The sequence below is a fragment of the Streptomyces sp. A1136 genome (assembly GCF_004795055.1).
In the GTDB taxonomy this organism is placed as follows: Bacteria; Actinomycetota; Actinomycetes; order Streptomycetales; family Streptomycetaceae; genus Streptomyces.
Genome location: NZ_SSBJ01000009.1, coordinates 40341 through 61527, shown reverse-complemented (window position 1 = coordinate 61527; position 21187 = coordinate 40341). Strand labels below are relative to the sequence as shown.

Below are 21187 nucleotides of genomic sequence, written 5' to 3'. Positions count from 1 at the left end.
TGGGCTGATATCAATCACGGCTGGCTCACGGCTCACGATCCGGCGTTGACGTTGGCGATGACGGCGGTGGCGATGGCCAGGACCACGGCACCGGCGAGCAGGGCGCTCAGGTAGCTCTGCAGGTTGCCGGTCTGGGCTCGGCGTACGAGGGTGCCGAGCAGCCGGGGGCCGGCGCCCGCGCCGCGGACGTACGTGTCCACCACCTCGCGGTCGAGGAAGCGGACCAGGCTGGCGGCGCCGCGGACGGGGCGGACGAAGAGCCGGTCGTAGACGGCGTCGAGGTGGAAACCGTCGGCGGCGTGGCGGTACAGCGGTCCGAGGAGGGCCTTGCCGGGGTCGGGGGCGGGACCGGCGGGCACGGCGGGGTGGTCGTGGGTGACCTCGGCGACCTCGGGGGTCTCGGCGGCCGACTCCGCGGCAGCGGCGGCGGCCGGCACCCCGGTCGCGGCGAGGCCGGCGCCCGCGGCGGCCTTGGCGGTGGCGCGCTGCCACAACCCGTAGGTGAGCAGGGCCCCGATGAACGCGGCGCCGGTGCCCAGGAGGGAGGTCGTCAGGGTCGGGGTGAGCCGCCGGCCGTCGAACCAGTCGGCGATCGGTCCGGCGGCGAGACCGAAGCCGATCGACGGGATCGCCAGCAGCCACAGCACGCCGGTCATGGCGATGGGCTCCCTGCCGTGGTCGGGGGCTGCGGCGCCGCGGCCGCGGAAGGCCATCAGCCACAGGCGGGTGGCGTAGGCGGCGGTGAGCAGGGCGGTCAGCAGGCCGGCGACCAGGACGACCCAGCCGGCGGCGCTGGGCGCGAAGTCGGAATGGCCGCCGGCGGTGTGTTCGGCGGCGACGAGGACGGCTTCCTTGGAGAAGAAGCCGGCGAAGGGCGGGATCGCGGCGAGCGCGAGGAGCGCGATCGTCATGGTCCAGAAGGCGTCGGGGATGCGCTTGGCCAGGCCGTCCATCCGGGACATGGCGGCCAGGGAGTTCGTACCTGCGGCGTGGATGATGACGCCCGCGCCGAGGAAGAGGAGCGCCTTGAAGGCGCCGTGGGACAGGAGGTGGAAGACGGCGGCTCCGCGGTCGCCGACGGCCAGGGCGCCGGTCATGTAACCGAGCTGGCCGATGGTGGAGTAGGCGAGGACGCGTTTGATGTCGTCCTGGGCCAGGGCGGCGAGCCCCGAGCCGAGCATCGTGACGGCCGCCATGACGGCCATGACGACCAGCGCGGCGCCGGAGGCCGCGAAGACGGGGAGGAGACGGGCGATGAAGTAGACACCGGCGGCGACCATCGTGGCCGCGTGGATGAGGGCGGAGACCGGGGTGGGGCCCGCCATGGCGTCGGGGAGCCAGCTGTGCAGCGGGAACTGCGCGGACTTGCCCGCGACCCCGGCCAGCAGGAGCAGCGCGATCAGCGTCGGGTGGCCGAGGCTGCCGGAGGCGACGGCGCCCAGGATCTTGGGGATCTCGAAGGAGTCGGCGTCGGCGGCGAGCGCGAACAGGCCGATGAGGAAGGGCACGTCGCCGAGCTTGGTGACGAGGAAGGCCTTGAGGGAGGCGGAGCGGGCCGCCTCGGTCTCCCAGTAGTGGCCGACGAGGAAGTAGGAGCAGATGCCCATGACCTCCCAGCCGACGAGAAGCACCATCAGGTCGCCGGAGTAGACGACGACCAGCATGGCGGAGGTGAACAGGGAGACCAGGGCGGCGTACGACGGGTAGCGCGGGTCCTCGCGCAGGTAGGCCGTCGAGTAGATCTGCACGCAGGTGGCGACGATCCCGACGAGGACGGCGACCAGTACGGCGAAGCCGTCGAGGTAGAGGGAGAGGTCGATCGGCACGGAGCCGGTCGGGGTGAGTCGGGTGGCGGCGTCGATGGGCGCGCCCCCGCCTTGGCGGACTGCGACGACCACGGCCAGGACGGCCGCGGCGAGCGTCGGCAGGACGGCCAGCGGCCGGACGAAGCCGGGGGCACGGCGGCCGAGGAGGAGTCCGGCGACGGCGCCGAGGAAGGGGAGGACGGGGACGAGGACCGCGAGGGTCGTGGTGCTCACGCGGTGACCTCGCTCTGCTGGTTCGCGGCGGTGGAGGAGTCGGGGGCGGCCGGGGGCGGCTCGTGCCCTTCGGCGGTGTCGCGCAGCCGGTCGATGTCCGAGCTGCCCCGGTTGCGGTACACCATCAGCACGATCGCGAGGCCGATGCCGATCTCGGCGGCGGCGATGGCGATGGTGAAGAGAGTCAGGGCCTGGCCGGCGTGCAGGGTGTCGCGCAGCCAGACGTCGAAGGCCACCAGGTTGAGGTTGACGGCGTTGAGCATCAGCTCGACGGACATCAGGACCAGGATGGCGTTGCGGCGGGCGAGTACCCCGTACAGGCCCGTGCAGAACAGCAGCGCCGCGAGCACGGCGGGGTAGGCGAGGTGCATCAGCGCTGCCCCTTGTTCTCGGCGCGGGCGTCGCGGGCGCGGGGGCCCTCGGCGCGGAGGTCGACGGGCCCGGCGGGGTCGAGGTCGGCCGGGTCGAGGTCGGCCGGGTCGGTCCGGCGGGAGAGCACGATGGCACCGATCAGAGCGGCGAGGAGCAGGACGGAGAGCGCCTCGAAGGGCAACACCCAGTGCCGGAAGAGGATCTCGCCGGAGACCCGGGTGGAGCCCTGGACGGGGCCGTCGAGGTCGATCCAGGTGGTGCGGAAGGCATCGACGACGACCCAGACGAGTGCGGCGGCGGCAACCGCCGCGACACCGAGGGCGACCGGGCGGTTGCGGGAGTCGGCGTCCGGGGAGGGGCCGATGGGGGCCTTGGTGAGCATCAGCCCGAACAGGAGGAGGACGACCACGGAGCCGAGGTAGATCAGCACCTGCACCCAGGCGATGAACTCGGCGGTCAGCAGCAGGTACTCGACGGCGATCCCGCCGAGCGCGACGACCAGCCACAGGGCGGCGTGCACGAGCTGCTTCGTCGTGACGGTGACGGCTGCCGCGCCGAGGGTGGCGAGTCCGACCAGGACGAAGGCGATCTCCACGCCGGTCGGGGACAGGAAGCCCGGTCCCGCAGTCGCGGCCAGGGTGTGGGCGGCGGGGCTCACGCGTCTGCCTCCGGCGTGCTGTCGGTGGCCGGCCCGGCGGCGGGCTCGGTGGGGGTGGCCGTCGTGGCTGCGGCCGCCGCGGCGGCGGCCTCGGCCTTCTCCACCGCCTTGCGGGCGGCGGCGACTTCCTTCGGCTCCTCTGCGGCCGGGTCGAGGGCGGGTGGCGCGGGCACGGTCCACATCCACTCGCGGAGCTTGTCGCGTTCGTGGGTGAGTTCCAGGATGTCCGTCTCCGCGTACTCGAACTCCGGCGACCAGAACAGGGCGTCGAAGGGGCACACCTCGATGCAGATGCCGCAGTACATGCAGAGGGAGAAGTCGATGGCGAAGCGGTCGAGGACGTTGCGGCTGCGCTCGCGGCCGCCGGGGGCCGCGGCCGGCACCGTCTCCTTGTGGGAGTCGATGTAGATGCACCAGTCGGGGCACTCACGGGCGCACAGCATGCAGACCGTGCAGTTCTCCTCGAACAGGCCGATGACCCCGCGTGAGCGGGGCGGGAGCTCGGGCTGCACCTCGGGGTACTGGGCGGTGTGCGAGCGCTTCGTCATCGTCCGCAGGGTGACGGCCAGCCCCTTGGCGAGACCGGATCCGGGGATGGGGGGCATTACTGGATCGCCACCTTAACGATGCCGGTGAGCGCGATCTGGGCGAGCGCGAGGGGGATGAGCACGGTCCAGGCGAGCTTCTGGAGCTGGTCCTCGCGCAGCCGCGGGTAGCTCACGCGGAGCCAGATCACCGCGAAGGCGAGGATCGCGACCTTGAGGAGGGTCCAGACCCAGCCCAGGCCGTCGGCGCCGAAGGGGCCGTGCCAGCCGCCGAGGAAGAGGACCGTGGTCAGTGCGCAGAGGACGACGATGCCGGCGTACTCGGCGAGCAGGAACAGCGCGAAGCGCAGGCCGGTGTACTCGGTGTACGCGCCGAAGATGATCTCGGAGTCGGCGACGGGCATGTCGAAGGGCGGCCGCTGGAGTTCGGCGAGGCCGGCGGTGAAGAAGACGACGGCGCCGATGATCTGCCAGGGCAGCCACCACCAGTGGAACGATTCGAGGATGCCGGGCAGGGACACGGTCCCGGCGGCCATGGCGACCGAGGCGGCGGCGAGCAGCATCGGCAGCTCGTAGGCGAGGAGCTGGGCGGCGGTGCGCAGGCCGCCGAGCAGGGAGAACTTGTTGGCGGAAGCCCAACCGGCCATCAGGCTGCCGAGTACGCCGACGCCCATGACGGCGAGGGCGAAGAAGAGCCCGGCGTCGATGACCTGGCCGACGGCGCCCGTACCGGGGCCGAGGGGGATCACGAGGAGGACGAGGAGGTACGGGAGCAGCGCGACGGCGGGGGCGAGCTGGAAGATCCGCCGGTCGGCGTTGGCAGGGACGATGTCTTCCTTCTGCGCGAACTTCACGCCGTCCGCGACGAGCTGGGCCCAGCCGTGGAAACCGCCTGCGTACATGGGGCCGAGGCGGCCCTGCATGTGGGCCATGACCTTGTGCTCGGTCTGCCCGACGACGAGCGGGAGCACGAGGAAGACGGCGAAGACGAGGACCAGGCGCAGGGCGACGTCGAGTACGTCGTTCACGCGTCGCCTCCATCGTTGTGGTCGGGGGTGGTGGGGCTGGTGGTGTCGGGCCGCTCGTCCGGCTCCGGGGCCGGGTCGCCCGCGGCGGGCTTCGGCGGGGCCGGTTCGTCGAAGGCGGGCTTGGGGTCGTGCCAGGGGGCGTCGCTCTTGGCCGGTGGTTTCGCGGTGGGGGCGGCTGCCCCCGGGGCGGGCGCCTGCCCGGCGGCCGGGGTATCCGGTCCGGCCTCCCCGGGCGGGGACGCCTGGCTCGCCGAACCCTCCGACACCGAACGCGTACGCCGGGCCGGACGCACGGCCGGGGTATCCGGTCCGGCCTCCCCGGGCGGGGACGCCTGACTCGCCGAACCCTCCGACACCGAACGCGTACGCCGGGCGGGGGCGCCCTCGCGCGCGGCGGCGGCGCGAGGGGTGCGGGCCGGGCGGGCCGGCGCGGGGGGCAGTTGGCCCTTGAGCGGACCCCAGTCGTTCGGGTCGGGCACGCCCGGCGGCAGCATCTGCCGTCGCTTCGGCGCGTCCGGGTCGTGGGCCTCGCCCGGCTCCTTGGCGCCCGGCCATGCCTTCGCCACGCGCGCCGCCAGGACGAAGTCCTTGCGCAGCGGGTGCCCCTCGAAGTTCTCCGGCAGCAACAGCGGCACCAGGTGCGGGTGGTCGGTGAAGGTCACCCCGAACATCTCGAAGGTCTCCCGCTCGTGCCACTCCGCGCCCGCGTAGACCGCGACCGCCGACGGCAGCGACGGGGCCGCGTGCGCGACCGTCGTCCGCAGCAGGAGGCGACGTACGCGCCGGCCCTCCAGCGCGACCACGTGCGCGCAGATCACGAAGCCGGTGCCCGGCTCGTCCACCGCGCTCAGCCAGTCGAAGTACGTGCAGCCCAGCTTGTCGCGGGCGATCTCCAGCGCGGGGATCCAGGACCCCACGGGCACGTCGACCGTGAGTACGTCGTACGCGAACGAGCCCACGGCCTCGGCTCCGAAGACCGTGGGGGCCGCGTCGGGCAGGGTGTCGTAGAGGTTCACTTCCCCGCCTCCTCGACGGCGGGCGGCGCGACCAGACCGCTGGTGAGCTGGGCGACCGACGAGCCGGCGCCGGCGTAGCGGTCGGCGAGCGACTCCCGCGCGATCTTCTCCTGGAGCTTGAGGATGCCCTGGAGCAGCGCCTCGGGGCGGGGCGGGCAACCGGGGACGTAGACGTCGACGGGGATGATCTGGTCGACGCCCTTCGTCACGGCGTAGGAGTCCCAGTAGGGTCCCCCGCAGTTGGAGCATGCGCCGAAGGAGATGACGTACTTCGGCTCCGGCATCTGCTCGTAGAGCCGCTTGACCGCCGGGGCCATCTTGTCCGTGACCGTCCCGGAGACGATCATCAGGTCCGCCTGGCGCGGACCCGGCGCGAACGGGATGACGCCGAGCCGGATGAAGTCGTGCCGGGCCATCGACGCGGCGATGAACTCGATCGCGCAGCAGGCGAGGCCGAAGTTGAAGACCCACAGGCTGTACCGGCGCCCCCAGTTGAGGACCACCTTCATGGGCTCGGGGGCCAGCCGGGAGAGCACTCCCAGCCTCTTCGGCTCGGGGAGGAGCTGCGGGGTGGTCGCGGCCGGAGGCAGGTCCGGTGTCACGTCCGGTGTCACGTCCATTCGAGGACGCCCTTCTTGTACGCGTAGAGCAGGCCGACGGCCAGGAAGCCCAGGAAGACGAACATCTCCACGAGCGTCGTGGCGCCGTAACCGGCGGCGGCGAAGACCGTCGCCCACGGGAAGAGGAAGATCGAGTCGACGGCGAAGATGACGTAGAGGAAGGCGTAGACGTAGTAGCGGACCTGGGTGTGGGCCCAGCCCTCGCCCACCGGGTCCACACCGCATTCGTACGTCAGCAGCTTTTCGGGGGTCGGGACCACGGGCCGCAGCAGGCGGCCGGCGCCGAAGGCCACGGCGACGAAGAGCACGCCGAGTACGGCGAGCAGTCCGACGACCGAATAGCTTCGGAAGTAGTCCGCCGCGAGCACGTTTACGGTCGATACCGTTGGGTCGGGCACGTCCGTTTCCTCGCTCCTCGGCCACTGTCGACGATCTGGGTGATCTGGTACGCACGGGAGTCTAGAGCCTGGGCCACAGCGGGTGGGGTTATCCCCCGTTCACTGCGGGCGGGCCACCCCATGGCATCCGGGCTGCGCACTTGGCACGCTGTGGCGCATGACCGCGAGCAGCCACACCCTCGATGACGACCGCCCTCCCCGTGTCCGGGGCGCCTTCGACGCCTCGACGTGGAAGGAGATCGCGTACCTGCTGAGCAATCTGCCGGTGGCGTTGATCGGTTTTGTTTACACGGTTGTCATGGTTGCGGCGATGGGTGGGCTGTCCGTGACCGCCGTCGGACTGCCGTTGCTCGCTTGCGGCCTGTGGGGCGCGCGCCGGCTCGGGAAGTCGGAGCGCGCGCGGGCGCGGGCGCTGCTCGGTGTCCGCGTGGACGAGCCGACACCGTTGCCCGGGCCGGAGCGCTCAGGCGGTTTCTTCCCCTGGCTGTGGACGGGAATCAAGGACGCGGTGGCTTGGCGGACCGTGTTGTACGCGCTGGTCCGACTGCCGTGGGCGGTACTGACCTTCAGTATCGCGCTGGTGGGGCTGTTCGTGCTGTGGCCGGTGTTGCCGTGGCTGGCGCGCGGCATGGCCCAGGTGGACCGGGCGATGGTACGGGGCCTCCTGTCGCCGTCCGACGGGCTGGAGCGGCGCATCGCCGAGCTGGAGTCCGGCCGGGGGGTGGTGGTGGACACGGCGGCGGCGGACCTGCGGCGGATCGAGCGGGACCTGCACGACGGGGCGCAGGCCCGGCTGGTGGCGCTCGCCATGGGGCTGGGGCTGGCGAAGGAGAAGCTGCTGGAGGACCCCGACGCCGCGGCGGCGATGGTGGACGAGGCGCACGGTGAGGTGAAGATCGCCCTCCAGGAGCTGCGCGACCTCGCGCGGGGGATCCATCCGGCGGTGTTGACGGACCGGGGGCTGGACGCGGCGCTGTCGTCGTTGGCGTCGCGGTGCGTGGTGCCGGTGAAGGTGGCGGTGGATCTGCCGGGGCGGCCGGCGGCGGCGATCGAGGGGATCGCGTACTTCGTGGTGTCGGAACTGCTGCAGAACGTGAGCAAGCACGCGCGGGCGACGGGCGCGAGCGTCGAGGTGTGGCGGACGGCGGGGCGGTCGGCGGGCCGGTCGACAGGGCGCGGTGCGGGGCGCGGTGCGGGGCGGCTGTTGATACGGGTGTCCGACGACGGGCGCGGTGGCGCCGATCCCCTGGCCGGGGGCGGGTCCGGGATGGCGGGGCTCGCGGAGCGGGTGGGGGCGGTGGACGGGGTCTTCGTCGTGGACTCGCCGGAGGGTGGGGGGACGGTGGTGACGGCGGACCTGCCGTGGCGCGACCGCGAGGCGTAGGGCCGCCGGGCCGGCTTTGCCGGGCTTGACGGGCTCCGCCGGGGGCGGTGACTGCACGGGCTGCACGGGCTCCGCCCCGGGGACGTGGGTGCGGCCCGTGGCGCGGGGCGGCCCCGGCTGCGCCGGGCTCCACGGGGCTCCGCCCCGGACCCCGCGCCTCAAACGCCGGCGGGGCTGGATGTACCGGGGCTGCGCTTCGAACGCCGGCGGGGGGCCGGGTGGGCCGGGGCCGCGCTTCGAATGCCGGTGGGACCGGGCCCCGGGGGTGGGGCTAACCCCCCGGGCGGGAGACCCACATGCCGGATGGTTCGGGGGTGGGGGCGGCGGCAGGGTGGAGGGGTATCGGGAAGACGCGAAGGGGTGGGGAACATGGCTGAGGGCAGTGGGGTCGGACGAGTGGTGCGGGCGCCCCTGGCGGGTCGGACCTGGCGGGAGTTCGGGTATCTGATCACCGGGCTTCCGCTGGGCGTGCTGTACTTCGCGCTCACCGTCACCGGGCTCAGCGTCGGCGCCGGGCTGCTGGTGACCTTCCTCGGGGTGCCCGTGCTGGCCGGGGTGCTCTTGATGGGGCGGGGGTTCGGTCGGCTGGAGCGGGCGCGGGTGCGGGGGCTGCTGGGCGGGAAGGTCGGGGAGCCGGCGCCGATCCGCGCCCGCAAGCCCGGGGTGTTCCCCGCCATGGGGGCCGTGCTCAAGAGCGGGAGCGCCTGGCGGCACGTCCTGTACCCGGTGCTCCACTTCCCCTGGGCCGTGTTCGGGTTCACCCTGGCACTGGTGTTCTGGGTGTGCGGATGGTCCATGCTGCTCTATCCGCTGTGGTTCTGGGTCTTCCCGACCTTCACCGACCGGCGCGGGTTGGTCGTCTTCCAGAACGACAGCTACTCCTTCACCCTGGATACCCCCGCGGCCATCGCCGCCGCCGCCGTGTGCGGCCTCGCGCTCACCCTGGCGACCCCGTGGGTGATCCGTGCCCTGACCAGCGTGGACCGCGTCCTCGTGACCGCCCTCCTCGGCCCGTCCCGGCTGGACAGCCGCGTCAGCGAGCTGGAGTCCGACCGGGGGGCGGTCGTGGACACGGCCGCCGCCGACCTGCGCCGCATCGAGCGGGACCTGCACGACGGGGCGCAGGCCCGGCTGGTGGCGCTCGCCATGGATCTGGGCCTGGCGAAGGAGAAGCTGGCCGAGGACCCGCGAAGCGCGGCCCGGATGGTGGACGAGGCGCACGGCGAGGTGAAGGTCGCCCTCCAAGAGCTGCGGGACCTGGCCCGGGGCATCCATCCGGCCGTCCTCACCGACCGGGGGTTGGACGCGGCGCTGTCCTCGGTGGCGTCGCGGTGCGCGGTACCGGTGAAGGTGGCGGTGGAGTTGCCGGAGCGCCCGTCGGCCTCGGTCGAGGGGATCGCCTACTTCACGGTCTCCGAGCTGTTGCAGAACATCAGCAAGCACGCGGGGGCCCGTGCCGCGAGCGTCGACGTGTGGCGGGCGGGGAACCGGCTGCTGCTGCGGGTGTCCGACGACGGGCGGGGCGGTGCGGACGCGCGGGCGGGGACGGGGCTCGCGGGGCTCGCCGGACGGCTGGACGCGGTGGACGGGGTGCTGGTCGTGGACTCCCCGGTCGGCGGCGGCACCACGGTGACCGCCGAGTTGCCCTGGCGCGCGTAGCCGATCCGGGCGGGGAGGCTCCTCCTCCCCGTTCCCCCCGCGCCCCCGCGTTCCCCCAGTTGGCCCGGACTCCCCTGTTCCGGGCCATCGGGCTGGGATGCTTGGCTCAGCCAGGGATCACCGGGGTCCCGGCTACGAGTGGACGCGGGAGCTGCTGAGTCGTGGAAGACAGGGTGCGGGTGGTCATCGCCGAGGATTCAGTGCTGCTCCGTGAGGGCCTGACCCGGTTGCTGACCGACCGGGGGCATGACGTCGTGGCGGGCGTCGGGGACGCGGAAGCCCTGATCAAGACGGTGGCGGAGCTGGCCGCCGAGGGCGCGCCGCCGGACGTCGTGGTGGCCGATGTACGGATGCCCCCGACGCACACCGACGAGGGCATCCGGGCCGCCGTGCGGCTGCGCCGCGACCACCCCGGTATAGGTGTCCTCGTGCTGTCGCAGTATGTGGAGGAGCAGTACGCCACCGAACTCCTGGCCGGTTCCAGTACCGGGGTGGGGTACCTGCTGAAGGACCGGGTGGCCGAGGTGCGCGAGTTCCTGGACGCCGTGGTGCGCGTGGCCCGGGGCGGCACCGCCCTGGACCCCGAGGTGGTCGCCCAGTTGCTCGGCCGCAGCCGGAAGCAGGACGTGCTCGCCGGTCTGACGCCGCGCGAGCGCGAGGTGCTGGGGCTGATGGCCGAGGGGCGCACCAATTCGGCGGTGGCCAAGCAGCTCGTGGTGAGCGACGGGGCGGTGGAGAAGCACGTCGGCAACATCTTCATGAAGCTCGGACTGTCCCCCAGTGACGGGGATCACCGGCGTGTGCTGGCTGTTCTCACCTACCTGAAGTCCTGATCGACTGACACCCTGTCAGGTGGGGACGGGTCGGCGCGGGCTCCATCGGCGCACCGGCCGGTCTCCAGGACGGCACCGCCGACCGTTTGGCATATTCGCGTAATGCACGGCGTCTGTCGGACAGACCGTCCCCGAAACGACGGTCCAGAATACGGGCGACCCAGGGACGAGCGACCTGACGGACGTAGGGTTGCGCTTGGGAGCGAACGCCCGCCTCGAAGGAGGTCCAGTTCAGTGACCAGCCAGGTCAGTAGCCCAGCCGAGCAGGCCGACGGGGCCGGAGAGACCGTGGTCGGCGAGCAGCGCACACCACCTCGACCAGGTGGGGGTGGCAAGGAGGTCCGCCGTCTCGACCGTGTGATCATCCGCTTCGCCGGTGACTCGGGTGACGGCATGCAGCTCACCGGTGACCGCTTCACCTCGGAGACGGCGTCGTTCGGCAACGACCTCTCCACGCTGCCGAACTTCCCCGCCGAGATCAGGGCGCCCGCAGGAACACTGCCGGGCGTCTCGTCGTTCCAGCTGCATTTCGCGGACCACGACATCCTGACGCCCGGGGACGCACCGAACGTGCTGGTGGCGATGAATCCGGCGGCGTTGAAGGCGAACATCGGCGATGTGCCGCGCGGCGCGGAGATCATCATCAACACCGACGAGTTCACCAAGCGGCCGATGGCCAAGGTGGGCTACGAGACCTCCCCGCTGGAGGACGGTTCCCTCTCCGGGTACAACATCCACCCGGTGCCGCTGACGACGCTGACCGTGGAGGCGCTGAAGGACTTCGGGCTCTCGCGGAAGGAGGCCGAGCGGAGCAAGAACATGTTCGCGCTGGGCCTGCTGTCGTGGATGTACCACCGGCCGACCGAGGGCACCGAGGCGTTCTTGCGGAGCAAGTTCGCGAAGAAGCCGGACATCGCCGAGGCGAACGTGACGGCGTTCCGGGCGGGCTGGAACTTCGGGGAGACCACCGAGGACTTCGCGGTCTCCTACGAGGTCGCCCCCGCCACCCGCGCGTTCCCGACGGGCACCTACCGCAACATCTCGGGGAACCTGGCCCTCGCCTACGGCCTCATCGCCGCCGGTCAGCAGGCCGATCTCCCGCTCTACCTGGGCTCGTACCCGATCACCCCGGCCTCGGACATCCTGCACGAGCTGTCGAAGCACAAGAACTTCGGCGTACGGACCTTCCAGGCGGAGGACGAGATCGCCGGCATCGGCGCGGCCCTCGGCGCGGCCTTCGGCGGCGCCCTGGCGGTGACCACCACCTCCGGCCCCGGTGTCGCGCTCAAGTCCGAGACGATCGGCTTGGCGGTCTCCCTGGAGCTGCCGCTGTTGATCGTGGACATCCAGCGCGGCGGCCCCTCCACGGGTCTGCCGACCAAGACGGAGCAGGCCGACCTGCTCCAGGCGATGTACGGGCGCAACGGCGAGGCGCCGGTGCCGATCGTCGCGCCCCGCACCCCGGCGGACTGTTTCGACGCCGCCCTGGACGCGGCGCGGATCGCGCTGACCTACCGCACGCCGGTCTTCCTGCTCTCCGACGGCTACCTCGCCAACGGCTCCGAACCCTGGCGGATCCCGGAGGTCGCCGACCTGCCGGATCTGCGCACCCGTTTCGCCACGGGACCCAACCACACGCTCGCCGACGGCACCGAGGTGTTCTGGCCGTACAAGCGTGACCCGCAGACCCTGGCCCGCCCCTGGGCCCTGCCCGGCACCGCGGGGCTCGAACACCGCATCGGCGGCATCGAGAAGCAGGACGGCTCGGGCAACATCTCCTACGACCCGGCCAACCACGACTTCATGGTCCGCACCCGCCAGGCCAAGATCGACGGGATCGCCGTCCCGGACCTGGACGTCGAGGACCCGGACGGGGCCCGCACGCTCGTCCTGGGCTGGGGCTCCACCTACGGCCCCATCACCGCCGCCGTGCGCCGGCTGCGCGCCGCCGGTCTGCCCATCGCCCAGGCCCACCTGCGCCACCTCAACCCGTTCCCGGGAAATCTCGGGGAGGTCCTGAAGCGTTACGACAAGGTAGTGGTGCCGGAGATGAACCTCGGGCAGCTGGCCGGTTTGATCCGGGCGAAGTACCTGGTGGACGCCCAGTCGTACAACCAGGTCAACGGAATGCCCTTCAAGGCGGAACAGCTCGCGACGGTCCTCAAGGAGGCCCTCAATGACTGACGTGACCGACGCGCCGACCCCGTCACTGCTGTCGCTGGTGCCCAAGGCCCAGGCCAAGCAGTCGATGAAGGACTTCAAGTCCGACCAGGAGGTCCGCTGGTGTCCGGGCTGCGGCGACTACGCCGTCCTCGCCGCCGTGCAGGGCTTCATGCCCGAGCTGGGGCTGGCGAAGGAGAACATCGTCTTCGTCTCGGGCATCGGCTGTTCCTCCCGCTTCCCCTATTACATGAACACCTATGGGATGCACTCCATCCACGGTCGTGCCCCCGCCATCGCCACCGGTCTGGCCACCTCCCGCCGCGACCTGTCCGTCTGGGTCGTCACCGGTGACGGTGACGCGCTGTCCATCGGGGGCAACCACCTGATCCACGCGCTGCGCCGCAACGTCAACCTCAAGATCCTGCTCTTCAACAACCGGATCTACGGTCTGACCAAGGGCCAGTACTCCCCCACCTCGGAGCTCGGCAAGATCACCAAGTCCACCCCCATGGGCTCCCTCGACGCCCCCTTCAACCCGGTCTCGCTCGCGCTCGGCGCCGAAGCCTCCTTCGTCGCCCGCACCGTCGACTCCGACCGCAAGCACCTCACCGAGGTCCTGCGCCAGGCGGCCGACCACCGGGGGACCGCCCTCATCGAGATCTACCAGAACTGCAACATCTTCAACGACGGCGCCTTCGAGGTCCTCAAGGACCAGGAGCAGGCCCAGGAGGCGGTCATCCGCCTCGAACACGGACGGCCCATCCGTTTCGGGGCCGAGGGCCACAAGGGCGTGATCCGCGACCAGGCCACGGGCGACCTGGAGGTCGTGACCGTCACGCCGGAGAACGAGGCGCGCGTCCTGGTCCACGACGCGCACGCGGCGAGCCCCACCACCGCTTTCGCGCTCTCCCGCCTCGCCGACCCCGACACGCTCCACCAGACGCCCATCGGCGTCTTCCGCGACATCGACCGGCCGGTCTACGACACCCTCATGGCCGACCAGCTCGACGCCGCGATCGACCAGCGCGGCAAGGGTGACCTGACCACGCTGCTCACCGGCAACGACACCTGGACGGTGGTCGGCTGACCGCCGGGGCCCGCCCGGGCCCCGCCGCCCGGCTCGATGCGCCCGGACCTCGCTACGGGGTCCGGGCTTCGTCGTAGCGGACGCGCGCCGCCTGCACGTCGGGGGTCCGCCGCTCGGTCCAACGGGCCAGCGCCCAGACCTGTTCGGCCGCCTCGCGGCCGAGGTCGGTGAGCGAGTAGTCGACGCGCGGCGGGATCACCGGGTACGCCCGGCGGGACAGGAAGCCGTCGCGTTCCAGGGTCCGCAGGGTCTGGGTGAGCATCTTCTCGCTGACGCCGCCCACCTCCCGGCGCAGTTCGGCGAACCGGTACGGCCGCTCCACGAGTGCCGCGAGGACGAGGACGCCCCAGCGGCTGGTCACGTGCTCCAGTACCCCGCGCGAGGGGCACATCGGGGCCTTCACGCTTACGTCCATACCAGTACCTTACTTCAAAGTGTGTACTTACGAATAGTTAGCGCTCTCCCTAGGGTGGTGACATAGAGCGAACGTCGCACGAAGGAGAGCCGTCATGAGCCGCATCGTCGTCACCGGAGCCACCGGAGCCCTCGGCCGTCTGGTCGTCGCGGACCTGCTGGAGCGGGTCCCCGCCGGCCGGATCACCGCCGTCGTCCGGAACGAGCAGAAGGCCGCCGACCTCGCCGCGCGGGGCGTCGCCGTACGCGTCGCCGACTACGACGACCCGGCGAGCCTCGCCGGTGTCTTCGCCCAGGGCGACCGGGTGCTGCTGATCTCCGGCAGCGAGGTCGGGCGCCGCGTCCCCCAGCACACGGCCGTGATCGAGGCCGCGCAGGCGGCGGGGGTCGCCCAGCTCGCGTACACCGGCATCCTCGGCGGCCCCGAGGCCGACTTCGAGCTGGCGACGGAGCACAAGGTGACCGAGCAGGCGATCCTCGACTCCGGCCTGCCCTACACCTTCCTCCGCAACGGCTGGTACCACGAGAACTACACCGCCCAGCTCCCCGTCGTCCTGGAGCACGGCGCGGTCGTGGGCAGCGCCGGCGAGGGCCGGATCGCCTCGGCCGCGCGGGCCGACTACGCGGCCGCCGCCGCGGCGGTGCTGACCGGCGAGGGACACCTGAACCAGGTCTACGAACTCTCGGGCGACACCGCCTGGAGCCTGGAGGAGTACGCGGCCGAGGTGGCCGAGCAGTCCGGCCGCGAGGTCGCGTACGCGGCGCTCCCGGCCGACGCCCACCTCGACGTCCTCACCGGCGCCGGAGTACCCGAGCCGTTCGCGGCGATCCTGGTCGACGTCGACGCGGCGATCGCGCGCGGTCGGTTGGCCGGGTCGAGCGGCGACCTGTCCCGCCTGATCGGGCGGCCCACCACCCCCGTCGCGCAGGCGATCGCCTCGGCCCTGGCCTGAGTCCGCTCGCTCCCCGCTCCACAAGCGCTCCCGCGTGTCATGAGTATCTCGTGCTGACGGGCATGACATCCGGGCGTCGCGGCGCTACGGTCGTGAAGTTGTGAGATTGGCCGGAAGTCGCACTGGAGGGCCCGTGAAGGCGGAGAACGAGCAGCGCACGGGTTTGCTCTACGGATTCGGCGCATACGGGATGTGGGGGCTGGTCCCGCTCTTCTGGCCGCTCCTCAAGCCCTCCGGGGCGATCGAGATCCTCGCCCACCGCATGGTGTGGTCCGTGGTGGTGGTCGGAATCGCGCTCCTCGCGCTGCGCCGCTGGGGCTGGATCGCCGAGCTGGCGCGGCAGCCGCGCAAGCTCGGCCTGACCGCGCTGGCCGCCTGCGTGATCAGCGTGAACTGGGGCCTGTACATCTGGGCGGTCAACCACGGCCAGGTGGTCGAGGCGAGCCTCGGTTACTTCATCAACCCGCTCGTCACCATCGCCCTGGGCGTCCTCGTCCTGGGCGAGCGGCTGCGTCGGGCGCAGTGGGCGGCCGTTGGTATCGGCTTCGCCGCCGTGGTCGTGCTCGCCGTCGGATACGGGCGCCCGCCGTGGATCTCGCTGGTGCTCGCCTTCTCCTTCGCCGCCTACGGGCTGATCAAGAAGAAGCTCAACATGGGCGGCCTGGAGTCGCTGACCGCCGAGACCGCGCTGCTGTTCCCGCCCGCCCTGGCGTACCTGGTGTGGCTCGGGGTGCGGGGCGAGTCGACCTTCACCACCCGGGACCTCGGCCACAGCGCGCTGCTCGCCTCGACCGGCCTGGTCACGGCGCTGCCGTTGATCTGCTTCGGGGCCGCCGCGATCCGCGTGCCGCTCTCCACCCTGGGCCTGCTCCAGTACCTGGCGCCGGTGTTCCAGTTCGCGCTGGGAGTCGTGTACTTCCACGAGGCGATGCCGCCCGAACGCTGGGCCGGCTTCTCCCTGGTCTGGGTCGCGTTGGTGATCCTGACATGGGAAGCGCTGGGGACCTCGCGGCGGAACCGGGCACTGCTCGAAGCGGCCGCCGCGACGACACCCGCCGCCGCGACACCGGCCGCCGCGGCTCCCGCGGCCGTGGCCCCGACCCCCGAGTCCGCGTAACTCCCGCCTCCCGCGGCCCACCCCGATCCCCGACACGGACTCCCGTGCCGGGGATCGTCCGTTCACCGAACACCCGTGTCCGGATTGCGCTCTTGACGGATCGTCACACGCTCACTGAGCATCGGGCTCGCACTGACGCACGCACGCTCACATGCTCGATACCCGCACGTTCCGTCTCATCCCCAACGGAATCCGGAGCCCCCACATGAGCTTGTCCGTCTCCCCGCGCCTTGGCGCCGTGGCCGCGCTCGCGGTCGCGGCCACGGGACTGTACGCGGTCACGACCCCCGCCGCCCTCGCCTCACCGGCCGCGCCCCCCACGGCGGTCACGGCGGTCACGGCGGTCACGGCGGCGCCGACCCCGCCCGACATCCCGGTGGCCAACGTCAAGGCACACCTGGCACAGCTCCAGACCATCGCCGGCAACAACGGCGGCAACCGCGCCCACGGCAAGTCCGGCTACAAGGCGTCGATCGACTACGTGAAGGCCAAGCTGGACGCGGCCGGGTTCACCACGACCCTGCAGACCTTCACCTCCGGCGGCGCCACCGGCTACAACCTCATCGCCGACTGGCCGGGCGGCGACCCCGACTCGGTGCTGATGACCGGCGCGCACCTGGACTCGGTCAACGCCGGTCCCGGCATCAACGACAACGGCTCGGGCAGTGCCGCCATCCTGGAGACGGCGCTCTCCGTCTCCCGCGCGCGGCTCCAGCCCACCAAGCACCTGCGGTTCGGGTGGTGGGGCGCCGAGGAGCTGGGCATGGTCGGCTCGAAGTACTACGTGAACAACCTTCCCGCCGCCGAGAAGTCGAAGATCTCCGGCTACCTGAACTTCGACATGATCGGCTCGCCGAACCCCGGTTACTTCGTCTACGACGACGACCCGAAGCTCGAAGGGACCTTCAAGACCTACTTCGCCGGTCTGAACATCCCCACCGAGATAGAGACCGAGGGCGACGGCCGCAGCGACCACGCGCCGTTCAAGAACGCCGGCATACCGGTCGGCGGCCTGTTCTCCGGCGCCGACTACACGAAGACCGCGGCCCAGGCACAGAAGTGGGGCGGAACCTCCGGTCAGGCCTTCGACCGGTGCTACCACGCGTCCTGCGACACCTCCGCGAACATCGACGACACGGCGCTGGACCACAATTCGGACGCCATCGCGTACGCGGTCTGGACCCTCGGCGCGGGGGCGACGGTGCCGCCCGGCCCGTCCTTCGAGAACACGACGGACGTGGCCGTCCCGGACTCCCCCGCCCCGGCGGTGACGTCACCGATCACGGTCTCGGGCGTCGCGGGCAACGCGCCGGCGACCACCAAGGTCGACGTGAACATCGTCCACACCTACCGCGGTGACCTGGTGATCGACCTGCTCGCCCCCGACGGTACGGCGTACCGGCTCAAGAACTCCGACTCGGACTCGGGCGACAACGTCGTGGCCTCGTACACCGTGAACGCGTCGAGCGAGCCGGCCAACGGCGTGTGGAAGCTCCAGGTCAAGGACGTGGCGGCGCAGGACACCGGCTACATCGACAGCTGGCGGATCACCTTCTGACGGGCGGGACGCCACGGCTGCCACGGCACGCCGCGGACCGGCTTCGCTACGCGTCCTCACCGTGGGACCGCAGCGAGGCCGGGAGGGGTTCCCTGATGAGGGCCCGCAGTTCCTCCGCGACCGTCCCGATGTCCGCTCGACCGACCTTCGCCGCCTCCACCAGATCACCGAGCTCCTCCGGCGAAGGCAGTTGCTTCGCCCCCGCGACGCGCAGGTACGAGCGGGTCGCGGCGGCGGCGTAGAACTCGTTCATCGGGGATTCCAGCGCCGGGCAGACGGCGAGGGTGTGCAAAAACGCGGCGGCCCGCCACGCGGTGTCCGGGGCGGGCTGTTCGGGCACCAGGACGAGGTCGTTCTGGTGCCGGGCGACGGCGGCGGCCACCCCGGACGGGTCCCATACGGCGGGATCGGACGGCAGATGGTGGGCCAGAGCGGTCCAGGCCCACTCCATGGTGATCTTCAATGGCCGAACCGCTCCTGGAAGTAGCCCCAGTGGTCGGCGAACTCGTCGATGCCGGACAGGAACGACTTCCGGTCCTCGTCCAACTCGCGTTCGGTGACCTCGGTGATCAGCGCGGTGACCGTCGTACCCAGTGCCGCCGCGCGCGCCTTGAGGCGTTCGTGGAACTCTTCGTCCAGGCGGATGGTGACGTGTCTCGACATGTCCTCAACGGTACAGCGACCGCGCTGTACACAGGAGGGGAACGGCGCGAGGGTGGCCCGGGACACAGTCCCGGGCCACCCTCGCGCGCACCGCGGCTACTTGGCGGAGTCGGCCGTCCTCACGAGCGCGTCCTTGGTGACCGCGCCCACGTACACCTTGCCGTCGTCCGTGATCAGGGCGTTGACCAGACGGGTCGAGAAGATCCGGCCCGAGCCGAACGAACCGGTGACCTTGTCCCCGAGGGAGTCGAGGAACTGCTTGGCCTCCTTCGGGGCGTTCTTGTCCTTGGCCGCGCTCTCGGCGTCCTTGAGGCCCTTGCCCCCGGGTACGGAGATCTGCGCGACCGAGGCCCAGCCCTCGCCGAGCACCTTCACGTCGCCCTTGCCGGCTCCGACGGCGCCGCCGGTCAGGCCTTGGAGGCCGGGGAGGGACTCCAGGCCCTTCCACTCCTTGCCGTGGACGCCGTCCTTGCCGTCCTTGCCGTCCTTGCCTTCCCTGCCGTGCCCGTCGGCGCCCTCGATCACCTTCGCGCCCTTGGGCGCGGTGAAGGCGAAGGTGCCGGCGGCCGGCTTGGCGAAGTCCACCTTGGTGAAGCCCGCGTCCACGATCGGCTTGCCGCCCTGGCTGGACAGCACCTGCACGCGCAGCGGTACACCGTTCTTGGCGTCCACGGCGATCTGTACCGAGCCGACCGTCGAGCCGGCCTGCTTGGGCTTGAGCACGAGCTGGTAGGCATCCCGCCCGGCCACCTGGGCGGTGTCGCCCACGCTGACGTCGGTGGTGGGGCCGGCGGCCTTGAGGGCCTCCTGTGCCATCTCCTGGGGCGAGGCCGGCATCCGCTCCCCGGCCTTGCGCCCGGAGCCCGTCCCGGACCGGTCGTCCGTCTTGTGGAAGACCTGGTTGGACTTGCTGTCGTACCCCCACACGTCCTTGCCGTTGTGGGTGAGGCTGTACTCGTCCTTGCCGTCGAGGACGGTGAGCTTCTGCCGGTCCGGGCCGTCGGCGGCGACGCGGAGGGTGTGCGTGCCGGTCGCCAGCTGCGCGACCTTGTCCTGGGGGTCGGCCGAGCCACCCGTGACACCGCCACCGGCGCGGCCGCCCAGCAGGCCGCCGGCCAGGGTGGGCAGACCCAGGTCCGTGCTGATCTTGGCGCTGCCGGAGAGCTGCTGGACGTCCGAGGCCGCGATCTTCTCGATGAGCTGCTGGGCGGTCACCTTGGGCAGGTCCGGGTTCCCGGCGTTGGCGAAGGCCGGGACCATCGCGATGGTCGCGGCCGCCACGCCGAACACCGCGACCGGTACGGCGTACCGAGCGGCCTTGCGGGTCTTCGTGTTCGTTGCCATCTTCTCTGCCTGCCTCCGTAGATGCTTCGCGTCCACTCCCCGCCGCCACTCTCACCCGATCCGGTGGGGATGTGCCTCTATCTGACCAAAGGAGGGGGCCGAACGCGTCACTCCCCGGACTCAACCGGGCGTACACCCCAGGGATGACACGACACGGGCCCGGCATCCCCTACCCGTAGGGGATGCCGGGCCCGTCGACAGAGCCACCGGGTCAGCCCGCGCGGTGGACCACCGCGTCGCACAGCTCTTCGAGCGCCGACTTGGCGAAGCACTCCGGGAGCGGGGCCAGCGTGGCCCGGGCGTCCTGCGCGTAGCGGATGGTGTCGCGGCGGGCCTGCTCCAGCGCGGGGTGGACGCGCAGTCGGGCCAGGGCCTCGGCGTGCCGGGCGTCGTCGCCGAGGTCCCCGTCCAGGAGCCGTACGAGGTCCAGGTCGTCGGGGTCCCGGTCCCGCTCCGCCATCTCCCGCAGGCGCAGGACGGGCAGGGTCGGGATGCCCTCGCGCAGGTCCGTGCCGGGTGTCTTGCCGGACTCGTGGGAGTCGGAGGCGATGTCGAGGACGTCGTCGGCGAGCTGGAAGGCGATGCCGAGCCGCTCGCCGTACTGGGTCAGGATGTCGACCACCGACTCGTCGGCGCCGGCCATCAGCGCGCCGAACCGCCCGGAGACGGCGATGAGCGAACCGGTCTTGCCCGCCATGACGTCGAGGTAGTGCGCGACCGGGTCGCGGCCGTCGCGCGGGCCGGCCGTCTCCAGGATCTGGCCGGTCACCAGGCGCTCGAAGGCCTCGGCCTGGATGCGCACGGCCTCGGGGCCCAGGTCGGCCAGGATGTGCGAGGCGCGGGCGAAGAGGAAGTCACCCGTCAGGACGGCGACCGAGTTCCCCCAGCGGGTGTTGGCGCTCTCCACCCCGCGGCGCACGTCCGCCTCGTCCATGACGTCGTCGTGGTAGAGCGTGGCCAGGTGGGTGAGTTCCACGACGACCGCGGACGGCACGATCCCGGGGGCGTACGGATCTCCGAAGCGGGACGCGAGCAGCACCAGCAGCGGCCGGAACCGCTTGCCTCCGGCCCGAACCAGGTGCTGCGCGGCCTCGGTGATGAAGGGGACTTCGCTCTTGGTGGCCTCCAGCAGACCCGCCTCGACGGCGGCCAGTCCGGCCTGGACATCGGTCTCAAGAGCCTGGTCCCGCACGCTCAGTCCGAACGGCCCGACGACGGTCACGAGGGGTACTCCTGTCTGCTGACGATCACCTTGACGATCACATGGATTGTCGATGTGTCGCTGCCATCACTCAAGCCAGCGTATCCGGTCTGTTTTCGATCACCCAGAGCGCCT

Annotated in this window: 21 protein-coding genes; 8 read left to right on the top strand and 13 right to left on the bottom strand. The window is 71.5% G+C overall.

What is annotated here, in order from left to right:
- Nucleotides 1-32: 32 nt before the first annotated feature.
- The 8 genes from E6R62_RS11050 to E6R62_RS11015 are packed head-to-tail and all read right to left on the bottom strand — an operon-like array spanning nt 33 to nt 6676.
- Nucleotides 33-2039 carry an NADH-quinone oxidoreductase subunit L gene (locus E6R62_RS11050; protein ID WP_136213199.1) on the bottom strand — a complete coding sequence of 669 codons (2007 nt, stop codon included), beginning with the start codon at nt 2037-2039 and terminating at the stop codon, nt 33-35.
- Entirely contained in the window at nt 2036-2410 is a 375-nt protein-coding gene (gene nuoK, locus E6R62_RS11045; RefSeq protein WP_136213198.1) for an NADH-quinone oxidoreductase subunit NuoK, read from the bottom strand. Before nuoK ends, E6R62_RS11050 begins: the two co-directional genes overlap by 4 nt.
- Entirely contained in the window at nt 2410-3069 is a 660-nt protein-coding gene (locus E6R62_RS11040; RefSeq protein WP_240801604.1) for an NADH-quinone oxidoreductase subunit J, read from the bottom strand. The genes nuoK and E6R62_RS11040 overlap by 1 nt, the downstream gene beginning before the upstream one ends.
- Nucleotides 3066-3674: an NADH-quinone oxidoreductase subunit I gene (locus tag E6R62_RS11035; protein WP_136213197.1), complete on the bottom strand. Its 609-nt coding sequence runs from the start codon at nt 3672-3674 to the stop codon at nt 3066-3068. Before E6R62_RS11035 ends, E6R62_RS11040 begins: the two co-directional genes overlap by 4 nt.
- On the bottom strand, nt 3674-4642 hold the full coding sequence (locus E6R62_RS11030) for a complex I subunit 1 family protein (protein ID WP_136213196.1): 969 nt from the start codon (nt 4640-4642) through the stop codon (nt 3674-3676). The genes E6R62_RS11035 and E6R62_RS11030 overlap by 1 nt, the downstream gene beginning before the upstream one ends.
- A complete protein-coding gene (locus E6R62_RS11025) occupies nt 4639-5658 on the bottom strand; it encodes an NADH-quinone oxidoreductase subunit C (protein WP_136213195.1) in 1020 nt (339 codons plus the stop codon). The genes E6R62_RS11030 and E6R62_RS11025 overlap by 4 nt, the downstream gene beginning before the upstream one ends.
- The gene (locus E6R62_RS11020) at nt 5655-6278 is read right to left on the bottom strand and encodes an NADH-quinone oxidoreductase subunit B (RefSeq protein ID WP_136213194.1); all 624 of its coding nucleotides are present in this window, start codon (nt 6276-6278) and stop codon (nt 5655-5657) included. Before E6R62_RS11020 ends, E6R62_RS11025 begins: the two co-directional genes overlap by 4 nt.
- Nucleotides 6269-6676: an NADH-quinone oxidoreductase subunit A gene (locus E6R62_RS11015; RefSeq protein WP_136213193.1), complete on the bottom strand. Its 408-nt coding sequence runs from the start codon at nt 6674-6676 to the stop codon at nt 6269-6271. The genes E6R62_RS11020 and E6R62_RS11015 overlap by 10 nt, the downstream gene beginning before the upstream one ends.
- A gap of 157 nt (nt 6677-6833) precedes the next feature.
- Between E6R62_RS11015 and E6R62_RS11010 the strand changes: the two genes are divergently transcribed.
- The 5 genes from E6R62_RS11010 (at nt 6834) to E6R62_RS10990 (ending at nt 13802) form a co-directional block, all read left to right on the top strand.
- On the top strand, nt 6834-8060 hold the full coding sequence (locus tag E6R62_RS11010; protein ID WP_136213192.1) for a sensor histidine kinase: 1227 nt from the start codon (nt 6834-6836) through the stop codon (nt 8058-8060).
- A 369-nt stretch (nt 8061-8429) separates the two neighbouring features.
- On the top strand, nt 8430-9719 hold the full coding sequence (locus E6R62_RS11005) for a sensor histidine kinase (protein WP_240801603.1): 1290 nt from the start codon (nt 8430-8432) through the stop codon (nt 9717-9719).
- A gap of 173 nt (nt 9720-9892) precedes the next feature.
- Nucleotides 9893-10552: a response regulator transcription factor gene (locus E6R62_RS11000; protein ID WP_136213300.1), complete on the top strand. Its 660-nt coding sequence runs from the start codon at nt 9893-9895 to the stop codon at nt 10550-10552.
- A gap of 234 nt (nt 10553-10786) precedes the next feature.
- Complete coding sequence (locus E6R62_RS10995) at nt 10787-12736, top strand: 2-oxoacid:acceptor oxidoreductase subunit alpha (protein ID WP_136213190.1); 1950 nt, start codon at nt 10787-10789, stop codon at nt 12734-12736.
- The gene (locus E6R62_RS10990) at nt 12729-13802 is read left to right on the top strand and encodes a 2-oxoacid:ferredoxin oxidoreductase subunit beta (RefSeq protein ID WP_136213189.1); all 1074 of its coding nucleotides are present in this window, start codon (nt 12729-12731) and stop codon (nt 13800-13802) included. The genes E6R62_RS10995 and E6R62_RS10990 overlap by 8 nt, the downstream gene beginning before the upstream one ends.
- A 52-nt stretch (nt 13803-13854) precedes the next feature.
- Here E6R62_RS10990 and E6R62_RS10985 read toward each other — a convergent pair whose 3' ends face one another.
- Nucleotides 13855-14217: a helix-turn-helix domain-containing protein gene (locus E6R62_RS10985; protein ID WP_136213188.1), complete on the bottom strand. Its 363-nt coding sequence runs from the start codon at nt 14215-14217 to the stop codon at nt 13855-13857.
- 94 nt (nt 14218-14311) lie between these two features.
- Here E6R62_RS10985 and E6R62_RS10980 point away from each other — a divergent pair, with 94 nt between their 5' ends.
- The 3 genes from E6R62_RS10980 to E6R62_RS10970 all read left to right on the top strand — a co-directional run bounded on the left by E6R62_RS10980 (nt 14312) and on the right by E6R62_RS10970 (nt 17844).
- Nucleotides 14312-15169 (top strand): SDR family oxidoreductase, encoded by an 858-nt coding sequence (locus E6R62_RS10980; RefSeq protein WP_136213187.1) that lies wholly within the window; start codon nt 14312-14314, stop codon nt 15167-15169.
- 133 nt (nt 15170-15302) lie between these two features.
- Nucleotides 15303-16286, top strand: coding sequence for an EamA family transporter RarD (gene rarD, locus E6R62_RS10975; protein WP_136213186.1), 984 nt, complete (start codon nt 15303-15305; stop codon nt 16284-16286).
- A gap of 205 nt (nt 16287-16491) precedes the next feature.
- The gene (locus E6R62_RS10970; RefSeq protein WP_136213185.1) at nt 16492-17844 is read left to right on the top strand and encodes a M28 family metallopeptidase; all 1353 of its coding nucleotides are present in this window, start codon (nt 16492-16494) and stop codon (nt 17842-17844) included.
- 46 nt (nt 17845-17890) lie between these two features.
- On the opposite strand, the gene E6R62_RS10965 is transcribed toward E6R62_RS10970, so the two are convergent.
- From E6R62_RS10965 to E6R62_RS10950, 4 genes are all read right to left on the bottom strand, one after another.
- Entirely contained in the window at nt 17891-18307 is a 417-nt protein-coding gene (locus E6R62_RS10965; protein ID WP_240801602.1) for a hypothetical protein, read from the bottom strand.
- On the bottom strand, nt 18304-18507 hold the full coding sequence (locus tag E6R62_RS10960; RefSeq protein WP_229873387.1) for a hypothetical protein: 204 nt from the start codon (nt 18505-18507) through the stop codon (nt 18304-18306). Before E6R62_RS10960 ends, E6R62_RS10965 begins: the two co-directional genes overlap by 4 nt.
- A gap of 96 nt (nt 18508-18603) precedes the next feature.
- Nucleotides 18604-19851: a sigma-E factor regulatory protein RseB domain-containing protein gene (locus tag E6R62_RS10955; protein ID WP_136213183.1), complete on the bottom strand. Its 1248-nt coding sequence runs from the start codon at nt 19849-19851 to the stop codon at nt 18604-18606.
- Between the two features lie 211 nt (nt 19852-20062).
- Complete coding sequence (locus tag E6R62_RS10950; RefSeq protein WP_136213182.1) at nt 20063-21073, bottom strand: polyprenyl synthetase family protein; 1011 nt, start codon at nt 21071-21073, stop codon at nt 20063-20065.
- Between the last annotated feature and the right edge of the window lie 114 nt (nt 21074-21187).

What these genes read in the sequence shown, in the direction of transcription:
- E6R62_RS10955 (WP_136213183.1), bottom strand. Translation starts at nt 19,851, where the DNA reads ATGGCAACGAACACGAAGACCCGCAAGGCCGCTCGGTACGCCGTACCG.
- E6R62_RS11010 (WP_136213192.1), top strand. Translation starts at nt 6,834, where the DNA reads ATGACCGCGAGCAGCCACACCCTCGATGACGACCGCCCTCCCCGTGTC.
- E6R62_RS10990 (WP_136213189.1), top strand. Translation starts at nt 12,729, where the DNA reads ATGACTGACGTGACCGACGCGCCGACCCCGTCACTGCTGTCGCTGGTG.
- E6R62_RS10980 (WP_136213187.1), top strand. Translation starts at nt 14,312, where the DNA reads ATGAGCCGCATCGTCGTCACCGGAGCCACCGGAGCCCTCGGCCGTCTG.
- E6R62_RS10960 (WP_229873387.1), bottom strand. Translation starts at nt 18,507, where the DNA reads ATGTCGAGACACGTCACCATCCGCCTGGACGAAGAGTTCCACGAACGC.
- E6R62_RS10970 (WP_136213185.1), top strand. Translation starts at nt 16,492, where the DNA reads ATGAGCTTGTCCGTCTCCCCGCGCCTTGGCGCCGTGGCCGCGCTCGCG.
- nuoK (WP_136213198.1), bottom strand. Translation starts at nt 2,410, where the DNA reads ATGCACCTCGCCTACCCCGCCGTGCTCGCGGCGCTGCTGTTCTGCACG.
- E6R62_RS11035 (WP_136213197.1), bottom strand. Translation starts at nt 3,674, where the DNA reads ATGCCCCCCATCCCCGGATCCGGTCTCGCCAAGGGGCTGGCCGTCACC.
- E6R62_RS10985 (WP_136213188.1), bottom strand. Translation starts at nt 14,217, where the DNA reads ATGGACGTAAGCGTGAAGGCCCCGATGTGCCCCTCGCGCGGGGTACTG.
- E6R62_RS11020 (WP_136213194.1), bottom strand. Translation starts at nt 6,278, where the DNA reads ATGGACGTGACACCGGACGTGACACCGGACCTGCCTCCGGCCGCGACC.
- E6R62_RS11005 (WP_240801603.1), top strand. Translation starts at nt 8,430, where the DNA reads ATGGCTGAGGGCAGTGGGGTCGGACGAGTGGTGCGGGCGCCCCTGGCG.